This is a genomic window from Brevundimonas sp. (assembly GCF_030656255.1).
Classification (GTDB): Bacteria; Pseudomonadota; Alphaproteobacteria; order Caulobacterales; family Caulobacteraceae; genus Brevundimonas.
Genome location: NZ_JAUSOE010000070.1, coordinates 1 through 25,538 on the forward strand (window position 1 = coordinate 1; position 25,538 = coordinate 25,538).

The window sequence follows — 25,538 nt, forward strand, 5'->3', positions numbered from 1 at the left end:
GTGGGCGGCATCATGCGCGACGTCTTCACCATGGGCGCCCGGCCGGTGGCCCTGCTGAACGCCCTGCGCTTCGGCGATCCCAGCCACGAGAAGACCAAACGCCTGGTCAAGGGCGTCGTCTCCGGCATCGGCGGCTACGGCAACTGCGTCGGCGTGCCGACCGTGGCGGGCGAAACCAATTTCCACGCCGGCTACAACGGCAACATCCTGGTCAACGCCATGTGCGTCGGCCTGGCCAAGGCCGACAGCATCTTCTATTCGGCCGCGCCCTCGGCCGGCCTGTCGGTGGTCTATTTCGGTTCCAAGACCGGCCGCGACGGCATCCACGGCGCGACCATGTCCTCGGCCGAGTTCGACGACGAGTCGGAATCCAAACGCCCCACCGTCCAGGTCGGCGACCCCTTCGCCGAGAAGCTGCTGATCGAGGCCACCCTCGAACTGATGGCCTCGGGCGCCGTCGCCGCCATCCAGGACATGGGCGCGGCCGGCCTGACCTCCTCGTCGGTCGAGATGGCCGGCAAGGGCGGCGTCGGCCTCGAGCTGAACATGGACGCCGTGCCCCCGCGCGAAGAGGGCATGACCGCCTATGAGATGATGCTGTCGGAAAGCCAGGAGCGGATGCTGGCGGTCCTCAAGCCCGGGCGCGAGGCCGACGGCGAGCGCATCTTCAAGAAATGGGGCCTGGACGCCGCCACCATCGGCGTCACCACCGATACCGGCCGTCTGGTGCTGAAGCATCACGGCGAGACGGTCTGCGACGTGCCCCTGGCGCCCCTATTCGACGACGCCCCCCTGTATGACCGCCCTTGGGTCCAGCCGGAGCTTCAACCGAAGCTGAACCCCGCCGACGTCCCCGCCCCCGAAAACTGGGCCGATGCGGTGATGAAGGTGATCGCCTGCCCCGACATGGCCTCCAAGCGCTGGATCTGGGAACAGTACGATCGCCACGTCATGGCCGACACGCTTCAGGATTCGGCCACCGGCGCCGACGCCGGCGTGGTCCGTGTCCACGGCACGGACAAGGGCCTGGCCGTCACCAGCGACTGCACCCCGCGCTATGTCCAGAACGACCCCTATGAGGGCGGCAAACAGGCCGTGGCCGAGGCCTGGCGCAACCTGACCGCCGTCGGCTCGCGCCCGATCGCCATCACCGACAATCTGAACTTCGGCAACCCGCAGCGCCCCGAGATCATGGGCCAGATCGTCCGCGCCATCGACGGCATGGCCGAGGCCTGCCGCGAGCTGGTCTTCCCCGTCGTCTCCGGCAACGTCAGCCTGTACAACGAGACCAACGGCGTCGCCATTCCGCCCACCCCGACCGTCGGCGCCGTCGGCCTGCTGCCCAACTACGACGTGGTGACCAACTTCTCGACCATGGCCGCGGGCGACACTCTGGTCCTGATCGGCCAGACCGTCGGCGAACTGGGCGCGTCGATCTATCTGCGCGAGGTCTTGGGCCGTGAGGACGGCGCGCCGCCTCCCGTTGACCTGAAGCTGGAGAAGAAGACCGGCGACTTCGTGCGCGACCTGATCGAGGCCGGCGATCTGACCGTGGTCCACGACCTGTCCGACGGCGGCCTGATCGGCGCCGCCGCCGACCTGGCCCTGGCCTCCGACGTCGGCGTGACCCTGGACGCCTCCAGCGCCGCCCACGCCCACATCTTCCTGTTCGGCGAGGACCAGGCCCGTTACCTGGTCGCCGTCCCCGACGCCGACGCCCTGATCGCCAAGGCCCAGGCCGCCGGCCTGCACGCCTCGGTCGTCGGCCACGCGGGCGGCGACGCCTTCGCCTCCAAGGGCGACAAGGGCGAACTGTTCAGCATCCCCGTCGCCCACCTGCGCGAATGGCACGAAGGCTGGATGCCGGGCTGGCTCGGCGACGCCGCATGATCCGCGCCGCCCCGCCTGTCGCGCTGCTCTTCCTGTTGGCGGCCTGCGACGGCGGCGGCGACCCGGTGCAACAGGCGCTGCGTGAAGCGTCGGCCGCCAACCAGGCGGCGGCGACTCGCACCACTGCCGAGACCCAGGCCCAGGCTCGCACATCGGCTCAGACCGCGGATCAGGCCTATGTCGCCAAGATGATCGCCCATCACGAAGGTGCCGTCGCCATGGCGAGGATCGCCCTGCGCGACAGCCGCGATCCCGACATCCGCCGCATGGCCCAGACCGTCGTCGACACCCAGACGCGCGAGATCGCCGAGTTGAAGGCCTGGGTGCCGACCGCCGCTCCGGCGGCGAACTGAGCATGGCCAAAGGATCCTATCTCGGCGGTGGAAAACGGGCGGGTTCCCCCAAGGCCAAGGCGACGCCGCCCGGACGCTCTCGGGTGCAAAAGCCGGAGCGGCCCGTCGGACGCACGCCGTCCAAGCCTTCACAGATCACCAGGGACGAACTGAAGCATTTCGCCTTTCGTGATCGCTCCAAAGAGGCGTTCCTGGATGAACTCGACCCTCTGCTCCGCGCCTGTTTCAAGAGCGGCTTCACCCGGCCCAACGAGGTCGCCGGCCTGCTGAACAAGGCGGGAAAGACAACCGCATGCGGACAACCGTGGACGCCTCACCTTGTCTGGGGTCTTCAACGCTTTCTGTTCGAGCGGCGCGAAAAGAAGAGGGCGTCTCAAACGGCTCCAGCGGCGCCGTCGGCCCCTGTTTCAAAGCCCCCGGCCTCAAGCCAACGTGCGAAGGATCTGGCCGCCGAAGATATGGCGCGACTGCTCGGCGCCATCGGCAGGACGTCGCCTTCTCGTTGACGTCGCGCTGATTCACTGTGCTTCATGAACGCATTCGCCAGATCGAGCGTTTTACGGACGAAGCGCCCGGCTGAGCCGGCGATTTGCACAGGGAGCGTCTTATGGACGCCACGACCGCCGACACCATCTTCCGCCCCGCCATCCCGCCCCGTCGCACGGGCGGTCCGCTGCCCCTGCTCCCCTTCCTCTGGGTCAGCTGGCGCGATCCGCTGCGCATGTGGTCCGAGCGGCATTTCACCGAGCCGCAACTGCACGGGAACTCGGCCTTCGGCGAAATCCTGGTGGTCAGCCACCCCGAAGGCGTCCGCCACGTCCTGACGGAAAACGCTGCCAACTATGAGAAGGGCGACCTGCAACGTCGTGTGCTGGGACCGATGCTGGCCGAGGGCCTGTTGCTGACCGAGGGCGAGGTCTGGCGCCGCGCCCGCCGCATCCTGGCCCCCCTGTTCACCCCGGCCAAGATGGCCACCCTGAACGCCCGCATGGCCGAGGTCTGCCAGGCCCGCGTCGCCGCCTGGTCCCTGTCGGCGCGCGGCCGGGTGCTGGATATCGATTCCGAGATGTCGGGCCTGACCTTCGACATACTGTCCGCCACCATGTTCTCCGACGAGCTGGGCGGCGAGGCGCGTGGGTTCGAGCGCGCCCTGAACCAGTTCCTGGCTAATGGCGCGCGCATCGATCCGCTGGACGTGCTGGGCGCGCCGGACTGGGCCCCGCGCCTGGGCCGGCTGGCCAGCTTCCGCTCGGCCCGCTTCTTCGAACAGCGCGTCACCACACTGGTCGAGGCCCGCCGCGCCCGGATTGAGGCCGACGCCGACGCCCCCGACGACCTGCTCAGCGCCCTGCTGCTGGCCCGCGATGAGAACGGCGGACCCGGCCTGTCTGACGAAGAGGTCGCCGCCAACATCCTGACCTTCATCCTGGCGGGACACGAGACCACGGCCCGCGCCCTGGGCTGGACCCTGCACCTGCTGTCGCGCCAGCCCGAATACCTGGCCCGGCTCCAGATCGAGGCCGACGCCTTCGACGTCTCCGATCCCAAATGGGCCGAGAGCCTGCCCTGGACCCGCGCCGTGCTGGACGAGACCATGCGCCTGTTCCCGCCCGCCCCGACCATGGCCCGCAAGGCCCTGGCCGACGACGAGATCGGCGGCCAGCCGATCAAGGCCGGCGCCACCGTCATCATCTCGCCGTGGATCCTGCAACGCCACAGCCTGCTGTGGGACGACCCCGACGCCTTCAAGCCGGAGCGTTTCCTGCCGCAGAACCGCAAATCCATCGACCGCTACGCCTACATCCCCTTCAGCGCCGGTCCCCGCGTCTGCATCGGCGCCGCCTTCGCCATCCAGGAGGCGATGATCGCCCTGGCCTCCATCCTGCGTGTCGCCGAGGTCGAGGCTCTGACCACGGTCGAACCCCGCCCGGTCCACCAGATCACCCTGCGCAGCCGCGACCCCATGCGCCTGCGACTGCGCGCCCGACGGCGCTGACGATAACGACGGCCGGGTCGCCCGTTACAAACCCATCGCGGAGGCGACACAAACCGCCTATAGGCGGCGAATCTCTCGTCGGATCATCCCTTGCGCACCGCCGTCCTCCTGCCCCCCGGCTGTCTCTTTTCCCAAGCCCAGCCCAACTCCATGGAGACGGTCGTCCGCACCTTGCTGACCTCCGGCACGGAACACGAGACCCGGGTCTTCTGCAGCGAGGGCGCCGACGACCACAATGCGCCGGGCGTCGTCGCCTTGCCACGCCAGGGTCGCCAGCAGGCGCTGATCGCCGCCCTCAAAGACTTCCAGCCCGACCTGATCGAACACCACCAGCAGGTCAAACAGGCCCTCGCCGTCTCCTCGCGTCTCCCCGACGCCGCCCACCTGCTGTACCGGCACAACGCCCTCAAGCCGGCTCGGCATCTGCTGGACCGCTGGCGCTACGGCGCCCGCTACGCCCGCATGGACGGCTTCGTCTTCGTCAGCGTCGCCGAGCGGGACGCCTTCGCCCGCACCTATCCCCGCCTCGCCGACCTCGCCCACGCCCTGCCCAACGCCATCGACTCAGCCGCCTGGTTCGCCCCGCCAGAAGATCGTCAGCCGGTCATCGCCTTCGCCGGCCGGGCCATGCCGGAAAAGGGGCTGGACGTCCTGTGCGCCGCCCTGCCCGCCGTGCTCGACGCCCATCCCGACTGGCGGGCTGTGCTGATGTTGAACGACTGGGATAGGCACGCCGCCTGGGCCGGACCGCATCTCGCCCCGCTCGAACGTTTCGGCGCGCGTGTCGCCGTCCTGCGCTCCGCCCCCCTGTCGCAGGTGCGCGACCAGATGAAGACCGCCGCCATCGCCCTGACCCCCTCGGTCTGGGACGAGCCCTTCGGCCTGACGGCGATTGAGGCTCATGCAGCGGGCGCGGCCCTGATCTCGTCAGGTCGGGGCGGCCTGCGCGAGGCCAGCGGCGACCACGCCCTCTATGTGGACGACATCACGCCCGAAAGCCTGGCGGCGGCGATGGAGCGGCTGATCAACCGGCCTGAAGAACGCCTGGCCTTGGCCCGCGCGGGTCAGAGCTATGTGATGGCGACCCATACGCCGCAACAGCGATCCGCTGAGCTGGAACAGATCCGCAAAACCGTCCTCCTGTCGCGCCGCCGCCCCGCCGCCTGACGTGCGACACAGCGCCCCGCGCTCTGTGGCCACGGCTGGAAAATCTGTCACATCGCGGCGATAGAGCCGGGCTTCAGTTCGGGGATTTTCGATGACCAAACTCGCCCTCTCCCGCCGGTCCATGCTCGCGGCCTTCGGCGGCGGTCTGGCGCTGTCGCCCACCGGCCCCGCCCTGGCCCAGGCCGTCTTCGACACCAACCCCTTCCGACTGGGCGTGACGGCGGGCGACCCCCTGCCCGACGGCTTCGTCATCTGGACACGACTGGCCCCGGACCCCGTCGCCTACGGCTCGGGCATGCCCAGAGCGCCCGTCGCGGTGAAATGGGAAGTCGCCGCCGACCGCGGCTTCAACACCGTCGTCCGGTCCGGCGAGGTGATCGCCCGGCCCGAACTGGGCCACTCCGTCCACGTCGAGGTCGAGGGGCTGGAGCACGCCCGCCTCTATTTCTACCGTTTCCAGTGCGGGACCGAACGCAGCGGCGTCGGCCGCGCCAAGACCGCCCCCCTGGCCGGCGCCTCCGTCTCGGCCGTCCGCTTCGGCGTCGCCGGCTGCCAGGACTATGAGCAGGGCTATTACACCGCCCACCGCAAAATGGCGGCGGAGGACCTGGATTTCATCTTCTGCTACGGCGACTACATCTACGAAGATCGAGGCGACCCGATTTATCAGTCGGCCGCCGGTCCCCTGGACAACACCCGCGTCCACCTGGGCGGCGAGATCTACAGCCTCGACGACTACCGCCGCCGCTATTCCCAGTACACGATGGACGCCGACCTTCAGACCTCGCGCGCCTCGGCCGCCTGGTTCTGCACCTTTGACGACCATGAGGTCGACAACAACTGGGTCGGCGACATCGACCAGGACGGCGTCTCGCCCGAAGTTTTCAACCTGCGCCGCGCCGCCGCCATGCAGGCCTTCTACGAATTCATGCCGATGCGGAAATCGGCCTTCCCGCGCGGCGTCGCCATGCAGGCCTATCGCCGGGCCCAGTATGGCGACCTGCTGGACGTCGCCTTCCTCGACACTCGCCAATACCGCACGGACCAGCCCTGCGACGACCGCTACAACGCCACCTGCCCCGGCATAGAGGCGACGGCGGCTCAGGTGTTGGGCGACGCCCAGGAGGCCTGGCTGCTGACCAACCTCGACCGCTCGAAAGCCCGGTGGAAGGCCCTGGCCCAGCAGGTCATGATGATGGATCTGAACCGCAACACCTCCGGCGGCCAGGGGATCAACACCGACAGCTGGGCCGGCTACCGCGTGCCCCGCAATCGTCTGCTGCGCCACATCCGCGACCGCCGCATCGACAATGTCGTGGTCCTGACCGGCGACGAGCATCAGAACTACGCAGGCGGCCTGTGGCTGGACGGCAGCCAGCCCGAAGGCGCCCCCATCGCCGTCGAATTCGTCGGCACCTCGATCAGTTCGCGCGGCGACGGCTCGGACCGTGGCTCCGACTACGACCGGTTCATGGCGGCCAATCCCCAGCTGAAGTTCCGCAATTCCCAGCGCGGCTATCTGGTCTGCGAGGCCACGCCCGACCTCTGGACCACCCAGTTCAAGGTGCTCGACAAGGTGTCCGATCGGTCGGGCGTGCTGACGACCCGTCAGACCTTCGCAATCGAGGCGGGTTCGAACACGCTCACCGCCGCCTGATCCTTGAGGTAAAGCACCAGGCGTTCGCGATCACCTTCGAACAGACGATCGACGATCGCCTGAACCTCATAGTCGAGATAGTCGTCGCGGCTGACCTGGGGAACATACACCAGAACGCCCGACGTCTTGTCGGATCGAATGATCTCCTTGCGCATCAGCCGGTTCAGCAAGGTCTTGATGGTGGCGTCGCCCCACGACTGCTCCTTTCGGACTTCCTCGAGCAAGGCCTTGGGGGACAAGGCTCCCCTCCGCCAAAGCGCGGCCATGACCGCGCTTTCGGCTTCGGTGATCGCAGCGCGCAGCATCAGGCGTTCAGAACGGCGCGGTCAATTCGAGCATCGACCGCCCAGTTGCACGCCACCGCCACCACGCCGGCGAGAAGTCCGAGCACCAAGACCAGGGTCGCTTCCGCCAGCCCCGGCGCCAGCACTTCTAACGGAACCGGGCGCCCCAGGCCGGCTATGCCGAGGAACCCGAACAGGGCATTTAGACCGGCCCCCAAGAGACCCAACAAAGGACCGGCGAAACGTAGGGCGGCCAAATAGGCTGAGCCGCCGCTGATATTTGGCGACAGCAGTTTGCGCACTGTGACTACGACTGCCGCGACCATCGATGCGCAAAGCATCAGCATCATCAGCTTGATCGGAACCGCCGCATCGAGAAACACCGTCGCCGCCGTAAAGTCAGAGGCCGCGAAGGCGGGCGAAGACATGCCGATCAGCGGAACGGACGCCGGCAAAACGAGATAGGCACGTGACATGATGCTCTCCAAGATTACGTTCGTAATCTCTCGAAACTACACGCGTAATCCGCGCCGTCAAGCTACAAAGCCGGCACCGCCTGGCTCAGCCGTCCGCCGACCCGGATCGGCTCGACCCGCGTCGCCAGCCCCGTCTTGTCGTCGGTCTCCACGAAGACGCCACAGATGGTCGCCGGACCCGATGCGGGCATGTAGCGACCGCCCGAAAGCCGGGTGGTGAAGCGGCGCAACGGCTCTTCCTTCTCGTTGCCGATGACGCTGTCATAGTCGCAGCAGCCGCCGGCGTCGGTCTGATAGGCCGTGCCGCCGGGCAGGATCTGGCAGTCGGCGGTCGGGACGTGCGTATGGGTGCCGACCACCAGCGAGGCGCGGCCATCGCAGAAATGGCCCATGGCCATCTTCTCGCTGGTCGCCTCGCAGTGCATGTCCACGATCACCGCATCGGCCACGGCCCCCAGGGGCGCAGCCGCCAGCTCGCGCTCCACCGCCCCGAACGGATCGTCCATCGGGTCCATATGCACCCGGCCCAGCACGTTCATCACCAGGACGGTGCGGCCCGTGTCCGTCTCGAACAGATTGGCCCCGGCGCCCGGCGCATCCATCAGGCGCGGATAGTTGGCCGGCCGGATCAGGCGCGGCTCGCGCACGATATAGGTCAGGGCCTCGCGCTGATCCCACGAGTGATTACCCAGGGTCAGACAGTCCGCCCCCGCCATGAACAGCTCGCGCGCCGTGTTCTCGGTGATGCCGAAACCGCCTGCGGCGTTCTCCGCATTGATCACCACGAAGTCGAGCTTAAGGTCGCGCTTCAGGCCCGGAAGATGGTCGCTGATCCCGTCACGGCCGGACTTGCCGATGACGTCGCCGAAAAATGCCAGTCTCATTTGATGCTCGGCGCGTTCGGACCCGCGGGCCAGTCTTCGACCCGCAAGCCTTCGACGCGTTCGAACTCGCGCAGATTACCCGTCACCAGGATCAGACTCCGACTGCGGGCGTGCCCCGCAATCAGAATGTCGTTTGAACCGATCAATTCGCCGCGCCTTTTCAAATTGGCCTTGATGTCGGCCGCGTGTTCGGCCGCAGCCGCATCGAAATCAAGCACGGTCATCCGCGCCAGCAGTCTTTTGGTCTGTTCTCGGCGCTGCTCGGGCCGATCCGACACGGCCGCGCCATACAGAAGCTCCATCGCCACAACGGTCGAAGCCGCAATGGAGTCGGCCGCATCGTTCAGCCGATCCGCCAGGGGCCCGCTCAGAAACGGCCTGTTTCTGAGAATGCGGACACAGACATTGGTGTCCAGGCTGTAGCGCAGCATCAGAATTCCACGACGGAATCGTCGATCGGATCTTCAGGCTCGCAAATATCTATGCCCGGCTCGGCCAGAAAATCAGTCCAGACCGCATCCGCCGGCACAAGAAGCAGACTCCGCCCCTCCTGTATGACGCGCAGCTCCTTCACGTCATCGGGAAAGGCCACGGCCTTGGGCAGCCGCACCGCCTGCGAGCGGTTGGACATGAAGATCGAAGCCTTCAGCGGCGCTTTCCACGGGGCGTTCATTCCAGAACAATGAGGGAAGGCAAGGTATATGTCAACGACATATCCCTCAGAACGCCCGATACCCCGCCTCGGTCAGCACCCCGTGCAGCCCCATGTCGTGCGCCTCCAGGCTCATCACCTCCACGGCCTGCCCCGCATAGGAGAAGCCGATCCGGATCACCTCCGGCCGCGCGGCGAAGGTGCGGTCGTAATAGCCTCCGCCCTGCCCCAGCCGCCCGCCAGACGCGTCGAAGGCCAGCAGCGGCGTGATGATCAGATCCGGATCCAACACCTCCGCCAGCGGCAGGGGCGCAGGACAGCCGGCGGCGTCCATCTCCAGCGGCTCGCCCGGCGACCAGGCGCGAAAGATCATCGGCGCGTCCCGCTCCAGCACGACCGGCAGGCAGAGCCGCCGTCCCGCAGCCTCCAGCGCCACGCTCAGGGCGTCGGTGTCCAGTTCGGATCCCATGGCGCGGTAAAGCGCGACGACCTCGCCCTGCGGCAGGGCGTCGGCGTGACCGGCGGCGCGGCTCGCGGCCATCGGATCGCCCTCCGCCAGCCCCTTGCGCCGGGCGCGGGCCGCCGATCGAAGTTCGTGTTTGTCAGACATGGGGGCGCTCGGTTGGAGCGCGTCGCCGCGCAAGGCGAAGAAGGGGAAAGAGGTTGGCGGCGCCGCAAGAACCGTGAAGGGCGTTTAAATCCTCTCGAACCTGGGTAGCCAGGTGGGCTCCATATGCCCAGGCCCTCGAGCCCGGACAGGGACAGATCCCTTTGAGTGAATTAAGGTCGCGAGGAAATGTATGCCTTCGACGAGGGCCGCAGCAAGACCCGCCGTCCAGCAAGATAGGCGCTGCGCCCCGCCTTCTCAAGCGCCGTGATCAGATGGCCCGTGATCAGATGTTTTGCGCGATCTTCTCGATCCGCGCGGCGACGGCGTTCAACGCCTCGGCCACGCCGTCGGTCGAGGCCGTCGGCTGAACCATGGGCTGGCCTCCGGAAGCGGGACCGCCCCCGGCGTTCAGCCGCGCCTCGTGCAATTCATCCGACAGGATCAGGGCCGACATCAGGAACAGCCGCAGATCCCCGACATGACCGACGTCCTGGGCCACCTGGCGCACCTGGTTGTCGAACTGTTTGGCCAGGATGCGGACCCGCTCCTCCTGCCCGTCGGCGCAGCCCACCGCATAGGGGCGGCCGTTCACCTCCACCGTCACCGTCGCCATCAGCCGGCCTCGCTTTCGGTCTCGTCGTCGTCTTCGGTCAGGTCGTCCCGATCCAGCACCTCGCGCACCGCCGCAGCCGCCCGGGCCAGGGCCTGCGACGCCTCGCGCCCGGCGGCCTCCAGCTCGGCCACGCGCGCCGCATCCGCCCCGTTCCCAACTCGGGGCGCGAACAGGTCGTCGTCGGCGATCGCCGGCGCGGAGACCGGTCGGGCCTTCAGCTCCAGGATCTTGCGTTCAAGTTCGGCCAGGGCCCGGTCGATACGGGCCCGTGCGGCCGTGGTGGCGTCAGCCATCGGTCGCTCCTTATAAATTCCGTATAGAACCCGAGGACGCGCCGGGGTAAAGCGGCGCGCTTCTGAATTTCGCTTCCGCCGAAAGGTCTTCCCCCGTGACCGACGCCAAATCCGCCCCCAAGGCCACGCCCCAGCAGATGGCCAACGCCATCCGCGTCCTCGCCATGGACGGCGTCGAACAGGCCAAGTCGGGTCACCCCGGCATGCCCATGGGCATGGCCGACGTCGCCACGGTGCTGTTTTCGAAGTTCCTGAAGTTCGACGCGAGCCGCCCCGACTGGGCCGACCGCGACCGCTTCATCCTGTCGGCGGGCCACGGCTCGATGCTGATCTACTCCCTGCTGCACCTGACCGGCTACAAGGCCGCGACCAAGGAAGAACTGTCGAACTTCCGCCAGTGGGGCTCCAAGACCGCCGGTCACCCGGAATACGGCCACATGCCCGGCGTCGAGGTCACCACCGGCCCCCTGGGCCAGGGCCTGGCCACCTCGATCGGCTTTGCGATGGCCGAGCGTCACCTGGCCGCCAAATACGGCGACGACCTGGTCGACCACCGCACCTGGGTCGTCGCCGGCGACGGCTGCCTGATGGAGGGCGTGTCCCAGGAAGCCATCGCCCTGGCTGGCCGCTATCGCCTGAACAAGCTCACCGTCCTGTGGGACGACAACGAGATCACCATCGACGGCAAGGTCTCCCTGTCCGACGCCACCGACCAGAAGGCCCGGTTCAAGGCCGCCGGCTGGGCGGTCAAGGCCATCGACGGCCATGACATGGACGCGATCAAGTCCGCCCTCAAATGGGCGACCCGCCAGGACAAGCCGACCCTGATCGCCTGCAAGACCAAGATCGGCAAGGGCGCCGCCACCATGGAAGGCAGCCACAAGACCCACGGCGCGGCCCTGGGCGCGGCCGAGATCGCCGCCACCCGTCTGGGCCTGGCCTGGGATCACGAACCCTTCGAAATGCCGGCGACCATCGCCGACGCCTGGGCCAAGGTCGGGCGTCGCGGCGCCAAGGACCGCAAGAAGTGGGAGGCCCGCCTCGCCGCCTCCGGCCAAGCCGCCGACTTCACCCGCGCCATGAAGGGCGAGCTGCCGGAGGGCGCCTTCGACGCCCTGAACGCCAAGATCGCCGAACTGATCGAGACCAAGCCCGCCCAGGCCACGCGCCAGTCCTCGGGCGCCGCCCTGGACCAGGTCTTCGCCGCCATCCCCGAACTGATCGGCGGCTCGGCCGACCTGACCGGCTCGAACAACACCTTCGTCGCCGGCACCCCCATCCTGGACGCGCCGTCGTATGAAGGCCGCTACGTCAACTGGGGCATCCGCGAGTTCGGCATGGCCGCCGCCATGAACGGCCTGGCCCTGCACGGCGGGATCATACCCTATGCCGGCACCTTCATGGTCTTCTCGGACTACAGCCGCCCGGCCATCCGTCTGGGCGCCCTGATGGGGGTCCGCGCCATCCACGTCCTGACGCACGACTCGATCGGCCTGGGCGAGGACGGCCCGACCCACCAGCCGGTCGAACATCTGGCCGCCCTGCGCGCCATCCCCCACCTTCTGGTCTTCCGCCCCGCCGACACGGTCGAGGCCATGGAATGCTGGAAGATCGCGCTGGAGACGAAGACCTCGCCCTCGGCCATGGCCCTGTCGCGCCAGAAGACCCCGGCCGTCCGCACCGTCGCGGGCACTGAAAACCTGTCCGCCAAGGGCGCCTATGAGATCAAGGCCGCTTCGGCCGAGGCCAAGGCCACCCTGTTCGGCACCGGCACGGAACTGGCCCTGGCCCTCAAGGCCGCCGAAACGCTTGAAGCCGAAGGCGTCCCGACCCGCGTCGTCTCCGTTCCCTGTTTCGAGCTGTTCGAGCAGCAGGACGCCGCCTACCGGGCCTCGGTCATCGGCCGCGGCACGGTGCGCGTCGCCGTCGAGGCCGCCATCAAACAGGGCTGGGAAGGCTTCATCGGCGAAGACGGCGCCTTCATCGGCATGACCGGCTTCGGGGCCTCGGCTCCCGCCGAAGTCCTCTACGACAAGTTCGGCATCACCGCCGACGCCGTGGTCGCAGCGGTGAAGGCGCGGCTGTAATCTCTCTTCATCTCCCTCTCCCCCTGCGGGAGAGGGAGACCGCGCACGGCGGCGCAGCCGTCGTCCTGGCGCGGTCGGGCGAGGGGTCGCACCGGCCGCAAAGTTCAACATCAACCGACCCCTCATCCGGCCCTCCGGGCCACCTTCTCCCGCAGGGGGAGAAGGGACGTTGGAGCAGACGATGAAACTCGGCACCCCGCTTTCCGACACCGCCGTCCGTGTCATGCTTCTCGGCTCGGGCGAACTGGGCAAGGAGGTCGCCATCGAGCTGCAACGCCTCGGCGTCGAGGTGATCGCCGTGGACCGCTATCCCAACGCACCGGCCATGCAGGTGGCGCACCGCAGCCACGTCATCCCGATGACCGATCCTCATGTGCTGAATGGCGTCATCCTGGCCGAGGCCCCGCATATCATCGTGCCCGAGATCGAGGCCATCGCCACCGAGGTCCTGGCCGATATCGAGGCCGCTGGAATGGCCGTGGTCATCCCCACCGCGCGCGCCGTGCAGCTGACCATGAACCGCGAGGGCATCCGCCGCCTGGCCGCCGAAGAGCTGGGCCTGCCCACCAGCCCCTACGCCTTCGCCGGCAGCGCCGAGGAACTGGCCGCCGGTGCCGAGACCGTCGGCTATCCCGCCTTCGTCAAACCGGTCATGTCATCGTCCGGCAAGGGGCAATCCTTTGTCGAAAGCCCTGATGAAATCGCCGACGCCTGGACCTACGCCCAGGACAGCGGCCGCGTCGCCGGCGCCCGCGTCATCGTCGAGGGCCGCATCGACTTCGATTTCGAGATCACGCTTCTGACCGTCCGCGCGCGCGCCGCCGACGGCTCGACCGAGACCTCCTTCTGCGCCCCCATCGGCCACCGCCAGGTCAAGGGCGACTATGTCGAAAGCTGGCAGCCCCAGGCCATGACCCCCGCCGCCCTCGCCGCCTCGCAAGACATCGCCGGCAAGGTCACCGACGCTCTGGGCGGTCTCGGCGTCTTCGGCGTCGAACTCTTCGTCAAGGGCGACCAGGTCTGGTTCTCCGAGGTCTCGCCCCGCCCCCACGACACCGGCCTGGTCACCCTGGCCAGCCAGACCATGAGCGAGTTCGCCCTCCACGCCCGCGCCATCCTGGGCCTGCCCGTCGACGTGACCCTGCGCGAACCCGCCGCCAGCGCCGTCATCTACGGCGGTATGGAGGCGCAGGGCGTCGCCTTCGAAGGCGTGGCCGAAGCCCTGTCCGTCCCCACCGCCGACCTGCGCCTCTTCGGCAAGCCCGAAGCCTTCGACCGCCGCCGCATGGGCGTCGCCACCGCCCGCGGCGCTGACGTCGATCAGGCCCGCGAACGGGCGCGCGAGGCGGCGGGATGCGTGAAGGTGGTGCGCGGCTGACCTGACGCGCCCCCTCCGTCACGGCGCTCCGCGCCGCGCCACCTCCCCCAAGGGGGGAGGATCTCCGTCATCTCATTCCTCCCCCCTTGGGGGAGGTGGATCGCCGGCGAAGCCGGCGAGACGGAGGGGGCCCGAACGGCGCCAACTGTCACAATGACGCTGGTCCTGCCGTAACATTTCCAAGGGCTTGTCAGATTTTCGTCCCGACTTTCCCGCCAGGGCTTCCCCGCCCAGCCCTCCAGAACTTCGCAGCGAAAGCGCGTCGGCGCCTCCGATCACCCGCATCACGGCGCGCAAAGAAACCCCCGGAATCAACATTGCCTTAACCGTAAGGATTCACCATGCGCGTCTCACTGTTCCGGGGCCGCGTTCCATGTCCGATCTGAAGACCTCAATCCTGGCCCCGGTTCTGGACAAGGACGTCATTCACCGTGGCGACTGTATCGCCGTGCTGAAAAACCTGCCCGACGCCTCGGTCGACATGGTCTTCGCCGACCCCCCCTATAATCTCCAGCTGGGCGGCGACCTGCTGCGTCCCGACAATTCCAAGGTCGACGCCGTCGACGACGACTGGGACAAGTTCGACAGTTTCGCCGAATACGACACCTTCACCCGCGCCTGGCTGACCGAATGCCGCCGGGTGCTGAAGCCCGAGGGCTCGATCTGGGTGATCGGCTCCTATCACAACGTCTTCCGCCTGGGCGCGGCCATCCAGGACCTGGGCTTCTGGGTGCTGAACGACATCATCTGGCGCAAGTCCAACCCGATGCCGAACTTCAAAGGCACCCGGTTCACCAATGCTCACGAGACCCTGATCTGGGCCGCCCGGTCGCGCGAGCAAAAGCGCTACACCTTCAACTACGACGCCCTGAAGGCCTTCAACGAAGACACCCAGATGCGGTCTGACTGGACCTTCGCCCTGTGCACCGGCGAAGAACGGATCAAGGACGCCGACGGCAAGAAGGCCCATCCGACCCAGAAACCCGAGGCCCTGCTGCACCGCGTGCTCCTGTCGGCCACCCGCCCCGGCGACGTCGTGTTGGACCCCTTCTTCGGCACCGGCACCACCGGCGCCGCCGCCAAACGCCTGGGCCGCCACTACATCGGCATCGAGCGTGACGAGACCTATGCGACCGTCGCCGAGACCCGCATCGCCTCGGTCATTCCCGCCAATCCCGAAGACCTGATGGTCATGGGCTCCAAGCGCGCCGAGCCCAAGGTGCCCTTCGGCGCCCTGGTCGAGGCCGGCCTGCTGCACCCCGGCGACCGTTTGTACTGCCCCAAGGGCGAACGCGAGGCCCGCGTCCGCGCCGACGGCTCGCTGGTGTCCGGCTCGATGACCGGCTCGATCCACAAGCTGGGCGCCCTGTTCGAGAACGCCCCGGCCTGCAACGGCTGGACCTACTGGCGGTTCAAGACCGACCAGGGGCTGAAATCCATCGACGCCCTGCGCGCCGAAATCCGCGCGGGGATGCAATAGGCCCTCAGATCAGGGCCGGTTCGCCGGCCCGATCCAGCGCCTTGGCGAAGACCGTGGGCAGAGCCGCCCGCGCCGCCTCGAGCGCCAGCCACTGATAGTCACCACCCGCCTCGACCCGCGCTGTCCGCACCGTCAGGGTCAGGCTGAAATGGGTGAAGACATGCTCGACCGCCCCGGCCTCACGCCAATCGGCGGACACGGGCGGCTTCACGTCAGGCGCCGCGCCCCAATCCGACGTCGGCAAGCCGAGCATCCCGCCCAGCAACCCCTTGTCCGGCCGCCGCTCCAGCGCCACCCGCCCCTCGGCGTCGATCATGACGAAGGCCACGCCTCGGCGATGCGGCCGCTCCGCCTTCTTCAGTTTTACCGGGAACCGATCCGGCGCTCCGCTCGCCAGGCCCAGACACTGGTCCGCCGCCGGGCACTGGCCGCACAGCGGCGACTTGGGCCGGCACACCGTCGCCCCCAGATCCATCAGCGCCTGCGCCCAGTCGCCCGGCCGCTCATCGGTGACGAAGAGGCCCGCCAGCCGCTTCAACTCGGGCCGGGCCTTTGGAACCGGGATCTCGACCGCGAACAGCCGCGCCATGACCCGCTCGACATTGCCGTCCACCACATTGGCCGCGCGATCAAAGGCGATGGCGGCCACGGCGGCGGCCGTATAGGCGCCCACCCCCGGCAGGGCCAACAGGCCGGCTTCCGTATCCGGAAACACCCCGCCATGCTCGCCCGCCACGGCCCGCGCACAGGCCAGCAGATTGCGAGCCCGGGCGTAATATCCCAGCCCCGCCCAGGCGGCCATGACCTCGCCGTCCTCGGCCGCCGCCAGATCCGACACCGTCGGCCAGCGGGCGGTGAAGCTCTGGAAATACGGCGTCGCATGCGGCGTCGTGGTCTGCTGCAGCATCACCTCCGACAGCCAGACCCGATAGGGATCGGTCCGCGCCTCCGCCCCCGGCGGCGCGCGCCACGCCAGGCGGCGCGCATGGCCATCGTACCAGGCCAGCAATTCGGAACGGATCAGAGAGACGTTGGGAGAGACGGGGGGCATGAGATGACGCTATATAACCCCATGCGCCGCCCGCTGCCCACAGACGCCGAGGTCCGCGAGATCCTGTCGCGCCGCCGCACCCGCCCGGCGCCGCGCCCGGCGCCGCGCGCCGGCAAGGCCCTGACGCCGCTGATCAAGAAACTGGACGAGAAGTTCGGCCGCGGCGCCGGCGCGCTGGAGCCCCGCTGGCGCGAGATCGTCGGCGACCGCCTGGCCCGCGTCACCCGCCCGCAGAAACTGACCAAGGGCAAGGCCGGCCAGCCCGGCGTGCTGGAGCTGCGCGTCGCCGGCGCCGCGGCGCTTCTGGTCCAGCACCAGTCCGAAGACATTCTGGCCCGCGTCAACCTGTTCCTCGGCGCCGGTTCGGTCGATCGCCTCCGCATCGCCCAGGGCCCGATCAAGCCCCTGACCGAGGCCGCCGCCCGGCCCAACCGCGCCGCCAAGCCCCCGCCCCTGGCCGCCCAGGCCGAGGCCGATCTGGCCGCCTCCATCGCCGACGCCCCTGAAGAACTGCGCGCCGCCCTCGCCCGCCTGGGTCGCGCCACCCTGTCGCGTTCGAACGACCGCGATTGACAAATCTTCGCCGCACCTGTTCTCGAATGATCAAGGTTGCGCTGTTCCCCGGGAATCGCGCGATCATCCGGCAACGCTCCGACCAAGGAAGTCCCATGGCCAACTTCGAAACCCGCTTCGCCCGCATGAGCCGCCGTGCGGCCATCACCGGCGCCGCCATGGCGACCATGGCCCTGGCCGCCTGCGGCGGCGGCTCCAAGGGCGCGGCCGAGGGCGACATGGGTCTGGGCGCGCCGGAAGGCGCCAAGGTCACCGTGGTCGAATACGCCTCGGTCACCTGCCCCCACTGCGCCCTGTGGCAGGCCAACACCTGGCCGGCATTCAAGGCCAAATACGTCGACACGAACAAGGTCCGCTACGTCTTCCGCGAACTGCCGACACCGCCGGTCGACGCCGCCACAGCCGGCTTCCTGGTCGCCCGCTGCGCCGGCCCGGACAAGTATTTCGACGTCGTTCACCAGCTGATGGCCACCCAGCAGGAGATGCTGACCTCGTCGCCGCGCGACTGGCTGCTGCGCACCGCCCAGGCCGCCGGAATGTCCGAACAGCAGTTCAACGACTGCGTCACCGACAAGGACGCCGTCGCCGCTATGGAGACCCGCGTCCAGGCCGCCCGCACGGCAGGCGTGACCGGCACCCCGGCCTTCTACGTCAACGATACCCAGGTCATCACCCCCGGCGGCGAAGGCGCCAGCCTGGCCGACCTGTCCGCGGCCATCGACGCCGAACTGGCGAAGAAGTAACGATCATGCTTCGGGGGGCGGGCATGTTTGGAAAACTGGCGCTGATGCTGGCGGCGACGCTGGTCATCGGCGCCTGCGGTCAATCGGGCGGCAAGGCGGCCGAGGGCGAAATGGCGCTCGGCGCGGCCGAAGGCGCCAAGGTCACGGTGGTCGAATACGCCTCCGTCACCTGCTCGGCCTGCGCCGCCTGGAACGAGACGGTATGGCCCGCTTTCAAAGCCAAATACGTCGACTCCGGCAAGGTCCGCTATATCTTCCGGGAATACCCCACCCCGCCGGCCGATGTGGCGGCGGCCGGCTTCCTGATGGCGCGGTGCGCCGGGCCGGACGCCTACTTCCCCACAATCGACGCCATCATGCGTAGTCAGGTGGAATGGCGTAACGGCGTGGCGCCGCGCGACAGCCTCATTCGGATCGCCGCGGCCCACGGCATGGACGAACAGGCCTTCATGGCCTGTGTGACCGACGAACAGGCCATCAAGGCGCTGGAAACCCGCACGGCAGCCGCGCGCGCCGCCGGCGTGACGGGCACGCCCGCCTTCTTCATCAATGATCAGCAAGTCCAAGGCCGGTCTCTGGATGAGCTTTCCGCCGTGATCGACCCTCTGCTGGGAGCCCCCTGACATGCGTCTGGCCCTGATCTTCTCGCTTCTTTTCGCGCCGCTCCCGGCCTTCGCCGCCGAGCCGCCGCCGCCCGTGACGGCCCAGGATCATGTGCTGGGCCGGGCCGACGCGCCGGTGACGGTGATCGAATACGCCAGCTTCACCTGCTCGCACTGCGCCGACTTCCACAACGACGTCCTGCCGGCCTTCAAGGCCCGCTATATCGACACGGGCAAGGTCCGGCTGGTCCATCGCAACCTGCCGACCGCCCCGGCCAATGTCGCCGCCGCTGCGGCCGCCGTGGCCATCTGCGCCGCGCCCGGCCGCTATTTCGACGTGGCCGAGGTCTTCATGCGCGATCAGGCTGAGCTGCGCACCACCGGCGCCCAGCCCTGGTTCGAGGCCGGCGTGGCCGCCAGCGGCAAGACGCGCGAGCAGATCGAAACCTGCCTCAGCGACCCCGCCACCGGCGCCGCGCTTCAGGCCCAGATCGCCGGGGCGCAAGAAGCCGGCGTGGCCGGCACGCCCAGCTTCTTCGTCAACGGCAAGCCCGTCGCCGATCATTCGCTGGAAGCTCTGTCGGCCGCCGTCGACCCGCTGCTGCGCCGGTAAACGCCAGGCCCGATGCAGTTCCAGCGCCTCCGGCTCGTCGGCTTCAAGTCGTTCGTCGACCCGGCGGAGGTGCACATTGAATCCGGTCTGACCGGCGTCGTCGGGCCCAACGGCTGCGGCAAGTCCAATGTGCTGGAAAGCCTGCGCTGGGTCATGGGCGCCAACTCCGCCAAGGCCATGCGCGGCCAGGGCATGGACGACGTCATCTTCGCCGGCGCCTCGGGCCGCCCCCCGCGCAGCCACGCCGAAGTCAGCCTGACCATCGACAACGCCCAGCGTCGTGCGCCCCAGCCCTTCACCGACAGCCCGGTGCTGGAGGTATCGCGCCGCATCGACCGGGGCCAGGGCTCGACCTACCGGATCAACGGCAAGGAGGTCCGCGCTCGCGACGTCCAGCTGCTGTTCGCCGACGCCTCGACCGGCGCCAACTCCCCCGCCCTGGTCCGCCAGGGTCAGATCAGCGAACTGATCGCCGCCAAACCCCAGAACCGCCGTCGCATCCTGGAAGAGGCGGGCGGCGTCGCCGGCCTGCACACCCGCCGTCACGAGGCCGAGCTGCGGCTGAAGGCGGCCGAGACCAATCTGGAACGCCTCGACGACATCGGCCGCGAGCTGGAGACGGCGCTGAACCGGCTGAAACGTGAAGCCCGCCAGGCCGAGAAATACAAGAAGATTTCCGCCGAGATCCGCGCCCTCCAGGCCGCCCTGCTCTACGTCCGCTGGAACGACGCCCAGGTCGCCGCCGAGTCCGCCGCCCAGGAACTGCGCGACGCCGACCGCGCCGTGGCCGAAACCACGACCGCCGCCGCCGCCGCCCAGACCGCCGCCCTGTCCGCCCAGGAAGCCCTGAAGCCGGCGCGGGAGGAGGACGCCGTCGCCTCCGCCCTTCTGCACCGCGCCAGCCTGGAACGCGACCGCCTCGACATGGCCGAACAGGCCGCTCGCGCCGAAGTGGACCGCCTCAAGGCCGAAACCGCCCGCATCGCCGCCGATACTGAGCGCGAGACCAATATGGCGGCCGACGCCCAGCGCGAACTGGACCGGCTGGACCACGAACTGACCCGGCTCCAGGCCGAGATCGCCGCCGCCCCCGAACGCGGCCCCGAACTGGACAAGGCCCTGGTCGCCGCCGAGGAGGCCCGCAAGGCCGCCGACGCCGAGGTCGAACGCCTGGCCGGCGCCCTGGCCGCCGTCGAGGCCCGCGCCGCCGCCGAAGCCGCCCGCCGCCGCGACGCCGAAACCCGCCTGTCACGCGTCGCCGGACAGTTGGACCAGGCGAAGCGGGAACGTGACGCCCTGGGTCCGCTGGAAACACCCGAGCTTGAAACCGCACGCCAGACGCTGGAGACGGCTCAGACCGAACTGACCGCCGCCCGCGAAGCCGTGGAGGCGGCCGAGGCCAAACGCGGCGACCTGGCCCGCGCCGAGCAAGAGGCCCGCACCGCCGCCCGCACCGCCGAAGACCGGCTGGGCCGGTTGCAGACCGAAGCGCGCGGCCTGGCCCAGCTGCTGGTCGGCGGCAAGCGTGACCATCCGCCCGCCCTCGACAGGGTCCGCGCCGACCGGGGCTATGAAGCCGCCCTCGCCGCCGCCCTGGGCGAGGATCTGGATGCAGCCCTGGACGCCCGCGCCGCCGCCTATTGGGGCGGGGCCGATCCCCACCCGCCGGTCTGGCCCACGGGTGTCGAACCCCTGTCCGATCACGTCCAGGCCCCCGAGCAACTGGCCGCCCGCCTAGCCCTGTGCGGCGTCGCGCCCCGCGCCCAGGCGGCCGAGCTGGCCCGCACCCTGCCGGTCGGCGCCCGTCTGGCCACGCCCGAGGGCGACCTCTATCGCTGGGACGGCTTCGTCAGCCGCGCCGAGGCCCCCCGCCCCGCCGCCGTCCGCCTGGCCCAGCGCACCCGCCTGGCCGAGCTGGAAACCGAGATCGATAAGGGCAAGCCGGCGCTGGAGCAGGCCCAGGCCGCGCAAAAAGCCGCCGCCGACGCCTTCCGCGCCGCCGAGGAGGCGGTGAAGACCGCCCGCCTGAAACCCTTCGCCGCCGACAAGGCCGTGACCGCCGCCCGCGACCGCGTCGAAACCCTTGCCCGCGACCAGACCCGCCGCGAAGCCCGCGCCCAGGCCCTGGACGAAGCCCTGGCGCGCTTGACCGCCGAGGTGGCCGAGGCTGAAGCCGCTCTGGCCGCCGCACAGACCGTCGATGCTCCATCCGAGACCCTGGCCGGCCTGCGCGACGACTTGACCGCCGCCCGCGCCGCAGCCGACGCGGCTCGCAGCGCCGCCCAGACCGCCCGGTCGGACCGCGACGCCGAGGCCCGCGACCGCCAAGGCCGCGAGCAACGCCTGGGCAGCTTGACCCGCGCCCGCGACGGCTGGATCTCCCGCTCCAAGGACAGCGCCGCCCGCGTCTCCGCCCTGGCGAAGGACGCCGAGCGGACCGCCGCGCAACTGAAGCAGGCCGAGGTCGCGCCCCAGGGCTTCGCCGAACAGCGCAGCAAGCTGCTCGACACCCTGACCGCCGCCGAACAACGCAAACAGGCGTCGTCCGACGCCATGGCCATGGCCGACACCGCCGCGACCGAGGCCGACCGCGCCGCCCGTGCCGCCGACGCCGCCGCATCCCAAGCCCGCGAGACCCGCGCCGGTCTAGCCGCTCGCGCCGAAGCCGCCGCCGAAAAACTGACCGAGGCCGAGGCCACCCTGCGCGAAACCGCCCAGATGTCGCCGGAAGACCTGGCCCGCAAGCTGACCGACGAGGCCGTGGCCCGGCCGCCGGACGCCGCCGGCGCCGAGAGCCTGCTGTACGGGCTGGAGCGCGAACGCGAGGCCCTGGGCGCCGTCAATCTGCGCGCCGAGGACGAAGCGACCGAATACGGCGACCGGCTGAACAGCATGAAGTCGGAACGGATCGACCTGACCCAGGCCATCGCCAAGCTGCGCGACGGTATCGACGAACTGAACGCCGAGGGCCGCGAGCGGCTGATCGCCGCCTTCGATGTGATCAACGCCAACTTCAAGGCCCTGTTCGAGGCCCTGTTCGACGGCGGCCAGGCCGAGTTGAAACTGGTCGAGAGCGACGATCCGCTGGAGGCCGGGCTGGAGATATACGCCTGCCCGCCCGGCAAGCGGCTTTCGGTCATGAGCCTGATGAGCGGCGGCGAACAGGCCCTGACGGCGGCCGCCTTGATCTTCGGCGTCTTCCTGGCCAACCCCGCCCCCGTCTGCGTGCTGGACGAGGTCGACGCCCCGCTGGACGATGCGAACGTGGACCGGTTCTGCAAGATGCTGCACGAGATGCGGTCACGCACGGACACCCGCTTCATCGTCATCACCCATAACCCGGTGACCATGAGCCGGATGGACCGGCTGTACGGCGTCACCATGCCCGAACGCGGCATGAGCCAGCTGGTCAGCGTGGACCTGCACCAGGCGGAGAAACTGGTCGCATGATCGCCCTGCTGCTGGCTTTTGCAGAGCCCCAGTTGGTCGAAACCGGCGTCGGTCGGTTCGCCATCTACGCCGATGTCGCCTCCATCGAACGGGAGGGCGATACGGCCTGGATGCGCGAGCTTCAGGTCACCGAAGCGGGATTCAAGGTCGGGGATGTGACCTTTGTCGGCGGCTGGTCCCGCTGGGCCTTCGACTGCCGGGCCCACACGGCGGATCGGCTCGACTTCGCTTCCCTGCGCGAAGACGGGACCGAAGGCCCCGCGACCGCAGACCCCGCCCCGGCCTATGCGGCGGCGCCGGGCGGAGATGCGGCCGAACTGCTGGCGGTGGCGTGTGGCGAGGCTCCTGTTCGCGAGACCCTCAGACTGGACGAAGCAATCCTTCGGGGCCAGGCGGCGCTGGCGGACTGACCGGCCGCTCTTCTCCCTGCGGCCATTCCAGGCGGTCGCGCGGCAGGGCTTCGCGGCATTGGTCGCGCATGAAGGCCATCAGCTTCTCGCGGATCTCGCAGCGCAGGTCGAAGGCCACCGGGGCGGACCGCGCGCTGGCCAGGCAGCGGACCTGAAGCACACGCTCGGTGATGTCCGTCACCTGCATGACCTGGACGTCGCCGTCCCACAGCTTGGACGCCTTGACGATGCCCTCGAAGGCCTCACGCAGCCGGTCGATCGGCGCCTCATAGTCGACGTAGAAAAAGGCCGTGCCGATCAGACGGGCGTTCTCGCGCGTCCAGTTCTGGAAGGGCGTCGAGATGAAGTAGGACAGGGGCAGCACCATGCGCCGCCAGTCCCACAGCTTGACCACCACATAGGTGGCCGTGATCTCCTCGACATTGCCCCACTCGTTCTCGACGATGACGGCGTCGTCCAGGCGGATGGGCTGGGTCAGGGCGATCTGGATGCCGGCGACCATGTTCGTCAGGATCGGCTGCAGGGCCAGACCGGCGATGATGCCGACCACCCCGGCCGAGGCCAGCAGGCTGACGCCCCACTGGCGGAAGCCGGCGATGGTCATCAGGGCCAGGCCCACGGTGACGATGAACAGGATCACCTTGGCCACCCGCTGCAGGATGCGGGTCTGGGTCAGGTGTTTGCGGGCGAGCAGATTGTCCTCGACGGCGATATTGTACCGCTTCAGGTGCATCACCGACCACATGTCCAGCAGGCCCGAGGCCAGCCAGCCCAGGGTCAGGACGAACAGGAACTGCAGGATGTTGCGGATGTCCTGGGACGGGCCGGGATCCATCGGCGAGACGGTCACGCCGATGCCGACGCCGATGATGATGATCAGGACGCGCAGCTTGACCCGGGCGCGTTCGACCGCCCCGCGCCAGAAGACGTCCTTGTTCTTCACGACCCGGCGCAGGATGGCGAAGACGATCTTGTGCGTCAGCCAACCGCCGCCGACGAAGACCAGCAGGACCAGGACGATGACCGCCCATTCGGGCAGCCAGTCGAACTGATTCCACAGGGCGCGGATCTGGCGGGTGACGGCGATGATTTCGGGAGGCATGGCTTCCTAACGCATCAGGTCCGCAAGGGTTGAGGTCTCCTCCCTATCGCGAAGCGATGGGGAGGAAACATTATGAGCGCCTCGCTGTCGCCTCGACCAGATCGGCCAGACGTTCAGCGGCGTCAGGGATGGCCACCGAACGCGCCGCCGCCGACATGGCGGACAGGCGGGCGGGGTTGGACAACAGCCCCTCCAGCGTCGTCGTCAGCCCCTGAACCGTCAGATCATCCTCCAGCAACATCTCGGCCGCCCCGGCGTCGACCAGAGCCTTGGCGTTCAGGCGCTGGTGGTCGTCCATGGCGATCTTCAGCGGGATCAGCACCGACGGCAGGGCCGCAACCGCCAGCTCGGCGCAGGTCGAGGCCCCGGAACGACCGACGACCAGATGCGCCTTCGACAGCCGTTCGGCCATGTCGCGGAAGAAGGGGGCGACCTCGGCCTCGATCCCGGCCTCCAGATAAATCTGGCGGGCGGTCTCCAACGTCTCGGGCCGCGACTGCTGCTGCACCTTCAGACGACGCCGCAGGGCCTCGGGCAGGGCCCCCAGGGCGCGGGGCGTGGTCTCGGACAGGATGCGGGCGCCCTGGCTGCCGCCCGTCACCAGCACATGGATAGGGCCGCCCTCGACCGGCGCGGCATAGGGGCGGTCAAACAGGGCGCGGATCTCGGCCCGCACCGGCGAGCCGACGACGTGCGAACGCCCCTGCACCTTGGCCGGCGCCCGCTCCAGCGTCGGAAAGGAAGAGGCGACTTCGTTCACATAGGGGGCCAGGACGCGGTTGGTGCGGCCCAGGACCGCATTCTGTTCATGAATGACCGTCGGCCGCTGCGACGTGACCGCCGCGACCAGGGCCGGCGCCGACGGATAGCCGCCGAAGCCCACCACCACATCCGCCCCCAGCCGGTCGAAGGCCTCGCGCGCCTGCATCACCCCCTTGAAGATGGCGACGCCCGCCTTGACCAGGCCCAGCGGCCCGGAACCGGTCGCCGCATCCAGGGCCAGCCGTTCCTCGGCCGGGAAGGCGTGGGCGTATTGTTCGCCGCGATGATCGGTCGCCAGCACCACGCGCCAACCGCGCGCGGCCAGCTCACGCGCCAGGGCCTCGGCCGGGAACATATGGCCGCCGGTGCCCCCGGCGGCGAGGACGCAGAGCTGGGTCATGGATGCGGTCTC

The 25,538-nt window shown here is 69.0% G+C and carries 26 protein-coding genes and 1 other RNA gene; 15 read left to right on the plus strand and 12 right to left on the minus strand.

The window, feature by feature from the left end:
- From purL to Q7J26_RS07380, 6 genes are all read left to right on the plus strand, one after another.
- Positions 1-1,890: phosphoribosylformylglycinamidine synthase subunit PurL (gene purL, locus Q7J26_RS07355; protein WP_304935835.1), on the plus strand; the 1,890-nt coding region annotated here is incomplete at its 5' end.
- Positions 1,887-2,243: a DUF305 domain-containing protein gene (locus tag Q7J26_RS07360; protein WP_304935836.1), complete on the plus strand. Its 357-nt coding sequence runs from the start codon at positions 1,887-1,889 to the stop codon at positions 2,241-2,243. The genes purL and Q7J26_RS07360, both read left to right, overlap by 4 nt.
- A 2-nt stretch (positions 2,244-2,245) precedes the next feature.
- Positions 2,246-2,749 carry a hypothetical protein gene (locus tag Q7J26_RS07365; RefSeq protein ID WP_304935837.1) on the plus strand — a complete coding sequence of 168 codons (504 nt, stop codon included), beginning with the start codon at positions 2,246-2,248 and terminating at the stop codon, positions 2,747-2,749.
- Positions 2,750-2,850: 101 nt separating this feature from the next.
- Positions 2,851-4,239, plus strand: coding sequence for a cytochrome P450 (locus Q7J26_RS07370; RefSeq protein WP_304935838.1), 1,389 nt, complete (start codon positions 2,851-2,853; stop codon positions 4,237-4,239).
- Positions 4,240-4,329: 90 nt separating this feature from the next.
- Positions 4,330-5,406, plus strand: coding sequence for a glycosyltransferase family 4 protein (locus tag Q7J26_RS07375; protein WP_304935839.1), 1,077 nt, complete (start codon positions 4,330-4,332; stop codon positions 5,404-5,406).
- A gap of 91 nt (positions 5,407-5,497) precedes the next feature.
- Positions 5,498-7,063 (plus strand): alkaline phosphatase, encoded by a 1,566-nt coding sequence (locus tag Q7J26_RS07380; protein ID WP_304935840.1) that lies wholly within the window; start codon positions 5,498-5,500, stop codon positions 7,061-7,063.
- On the opposite strand, the gene Q7J26_RS07385 is transcribed toward Q7J26_RS07380, so the two are convergent.
- The 9 genes from Q7J26_RS07385 to Q7J26_RS07425 form a co-directional block, all read right to left on the minus strand.
- Positions 7,015-7,368, minus strand: a complete 354-nt coding sequence (locus Q7J26_RS07385) for a BlaI/MecI/CopY family transcriptional regulator (RefSeq protein ID WP_304935841.1) — start codon at positions 7,366-7,368, stop codon at positions 7,015-7,017. The genes Q7J26_RS07380 and Q7J26_RS07385 overlap by 49 nt on opposite strands.
- The gene (locus tag Q7J26_RS07390; protein ID WP_304935842.1) at positions 7,368-7,823 is read right to left on the minus strand and encodes a MotA/TolQ/ExbB proton channel family protein; all 456 of its coding nucleotides are present in this window, start codon (positions 7,821-7,823) and stop codon (positions 7,368-7,370) included. The genes Q7J26_RS07385 and Q7J26_RS07390 overlap by 1 nt, the downstream gene beginning before the upstream one ends.
- A gap of 62 nt (positions 7,824-7,885) precedes the next feature.
- The gene (locus Q7J26_RS07395; protein WP_304935843.1) at positions 7,886-8,707 is read right to left on the minus strand and encodes a TIGR00282 family metallophosphoesterase; all 822 of its coding nucleotides are present in this window, start codon (positions 8,705-8,707) and stop codon (positions 7,886-7,888) included.
- Positions 8,704-9,138 carry a PIN domain-containing protein gene (locus Q7J26_RS07400; RefSeq protein ID WP_304935844.1) on the minus strand — a complete coding sequence of 145 codons (435 nt, stop codon included), beginning with the start codon at positions 9,136-9,138 and terminating at the stop codon, positions 8,704-8,706. The genes Q7J26_RS07395 and Q7J26_RS07400 overlap by 4 nt, the downstream gene beginning before the upstream one ends.
- Positions 9,138-9,338, minus strand: a complete 201-nt coding sequence (vapB, locus tag Q7J26_RS07405; protein ID WP_304935845.1) for a type II toxin-antitoxin system VapB family antitoxin — start codon at positions 9,336-9,338, stop codon at positions 9,138-9,140. Before vapB ends, Q7J26_RS07400 begins: the two co-directional genes overlap by 1 nt.
- An 88-nt stretch (positions 9,339-9,426) precedes the next feature.
- On the minus strand, positions 9,427-9,969 hold the full coding sequence (locus Q7J26_RS07410) for a 5-formyltetrahydrofolate cyclo-ligase (protein WP_304935846.1): 543 nt from the start codon (positions 9,967-9,969) through the stop codon (positions 9,427-9,429).
- A gap of 55 nt (positions 9,970-10,024) precedes the next feature.
- Positions 10,025-10,187, minus strand: a non-coding RNA gene (gene ssrS / locus Q7J26_RS07415) — 6S RNA.
- Between the two features lie 65 nt (positions 10,188-10,252).
- Entirely contained in the window at positions 10,253-10,582 is a 330-nt protein-coding gene (locus tag Q7J26_RS07420; protein ID WP_304935847.1) for a cell division protein ZapA, read from the minus strand.
- A complete protein-coding gene (locus Q7J26_RS07425; RefSeq protein WP_304935848.1) occupies positions 10,582-10,875 on the minus strand; it encodes a hypothetical protein in 294 nt (97 codons plus the stop codon). The genes Q7J26_RS07420 and Q7J26_RS07425 overlap by 1 nt, the downstream gene beginning before the upstream one ends.
- A gap of 95 nt (positions 10,876-10,970) precedes the next feature.
- On the opposite strand from Q7J26_RS07425, the gene tkt reads away from it, so the two are divergent.
- The 3 genes from tkt (at position 10,971) to Q7J26_RS07440 (ending at position 15,820) form a co-directional block, all read left to right on the plus strand.
- The gene (gene tkt, locus Q7J26_RS07430; protein WP_304935849.1) at positions 10,971-12,962 is read left to right on the plus strand and encodes a transketolase; all 1,992 of its coding nucleotides are present in this window, start codon (positions 10,971-10,973) and stop codon (positions 12,960-12,962) included.
- 181 nt (positions 12,963-13,143) lie between these two features.
- Positions 13,144-14,340: a formate-dependent phosphoribosylglycinamide formyltransferase gene (purT, locus tag Q7J26_RS07435; RefSeq protein ID WP_304935850.1), complete on the plus strand. Its 1,197-nt coding sequence runs from the start codon at positions 13,144-13,146 to the stop codon at positions 14,338-14,340.
- Positions 14,341-14,713: 373 nt separating this feature from the next.
- Positions 14,714-15,820 (plus strand): site-specific DNA-methyltransferase, encoded by a 1,107-nt coding sequence (locus tag Q7J26_RS07440; protein WP_304935851.1) that lies wholly within the window; start codon positions 14,714-14,716, stop codon positions 15,818-15,820.
- Between the two features lie 4 nt (positions 15,821-15,824).
- Here Q7J26_RS07440 and mutY read toward each other — a convergent pair whose 3' ends face one another.
- A complete protein-coding gene (gene mutY / locus Q7J26_RS07445; RefSeq protein WP_304935852.1) occupies positions 15,825-16,871 on the minus strand; it encodes an A/G-specific adenine glycosylase in 1,047 nt (348 codons plus the stop codon).
- Positions 16,872-16,892: 21 nt separating this feature from the next.
- Between mutY and Q7J26_RS07450 the strand changes: the two genes are divergently transcribed.
- From Q7J26_RS07450 to Q7J26_RS07475, 6 genes are all read left to right on the plus strand, one after another.
- A complete protein-coding gene (locus tag Q7J26_RS07450) occupies positions 16,893-17,444 on the plus strand; it encodes a DUF721 domain-containing protein (protein WP_304935878.1) in 552 nt (183 codons plus the stop codon).
- A 95-nt stretch (positions 17,445-17,539) separates the two neighbouring features.
- On the plus strand, positions 17,540-18,187 hold the full coding sequence (locus Q7J26_RS07455; protein ID WP_304935853.1) for a DsbA family protein: 648 nt from the start codon (positions 17,540-17,542) through the stop codon (positions 18,185-18,187).
- A 5-nt stretch (positions 18,188-18,192) separates the two neighbouring features.
- Positions 18,193-18,810 carry a DsbA family protein gene (locus tag Q7J26_RS07460; protein WP_304935854.1) on the plus strand — a complete coding sequence of 206 codons (618 nt, stop codon included), beginning with the start codon at positions 18,193-18,195 and terminating at the stop codon, positions 18,808-18,810.
- A 1-nt stretch (position 18,811) separates the two neighbouring features.
- Positions 18,812-19,402, plus strand: a complete 591-nt coding sequence (locus tag Q7J26_RS07465) for a thioredoxin domain-containing protein (protein WP_304935855.1) — start codon at positions 18,812-18,814, stop codon at positions 19,400-19,402.
- Between the two features lie 12 nt (positions 19,403-19,414).
- A complete protein-coding gene (locus tag Q7J26_RS07470; RefSeq protein ID WP_304935856.1) occupies positions 19,415-22,852 on the plus strand; it encodes an AAA family ATPase in 3,438 nt (1,145 codons plus the stop codon).
- Positions 22,849-23,262 carry a surface-adhesin E family protein gene (locus Q7J26_RS07475; protein WP_304935857.1) on the plus strand — a complete coding sequence of 138 codons (414 nt, stop codon included), beginning with the start codon at positions 22,849-22,851 and terminating at the stop codon, positions 23,260-23,262. The genes Q7J26_RS07470 and Q7J26_RS07475 overlap by 4 nt, the downstream gene beginning before the upstream one ends.
- On the opposite strand, the gene Q7J26_RS07480 is transcribed toward Q7J26_RS07475, so the two are convergent.
- Both Q7J26_RS07480 and murG read right to left on the minus strand, forming a co-directional pair.
- Positions 23,213-24,364, minus strand: coding sequence for a mechanosensitive ion channel family protein (locus Q7J26_RS07480; RefSeq protein WP_304935858.1), 1,152 nt, complete (start codon positions 24,362-24,364; stop codon positions 23,213-23,215). The two genes, Q7J26_RS07475 and Q7J26_RS07480, sit on opposite strands and share 50 nt — an antisense overlap.
- A gap of 70 nt (positions 24,365-24,434) precedes the next feature.
- Positions 24,435-25,526: an undecaprenyldiphospho-muramoylpentapeptide beta-N-acetylglucosaminyltransferase gene (gene murG, locus Q7J26_RS07485; protein ID WP_304935859.1), complete on the minus strand. Its 1,092-nt coding sequence runs from the start codon at positions 25,524-25,526 to the stop codon at positions 24,435-24,437.
- Positions 25,527-25,538 lie beyond the last annotated feature (12 nt).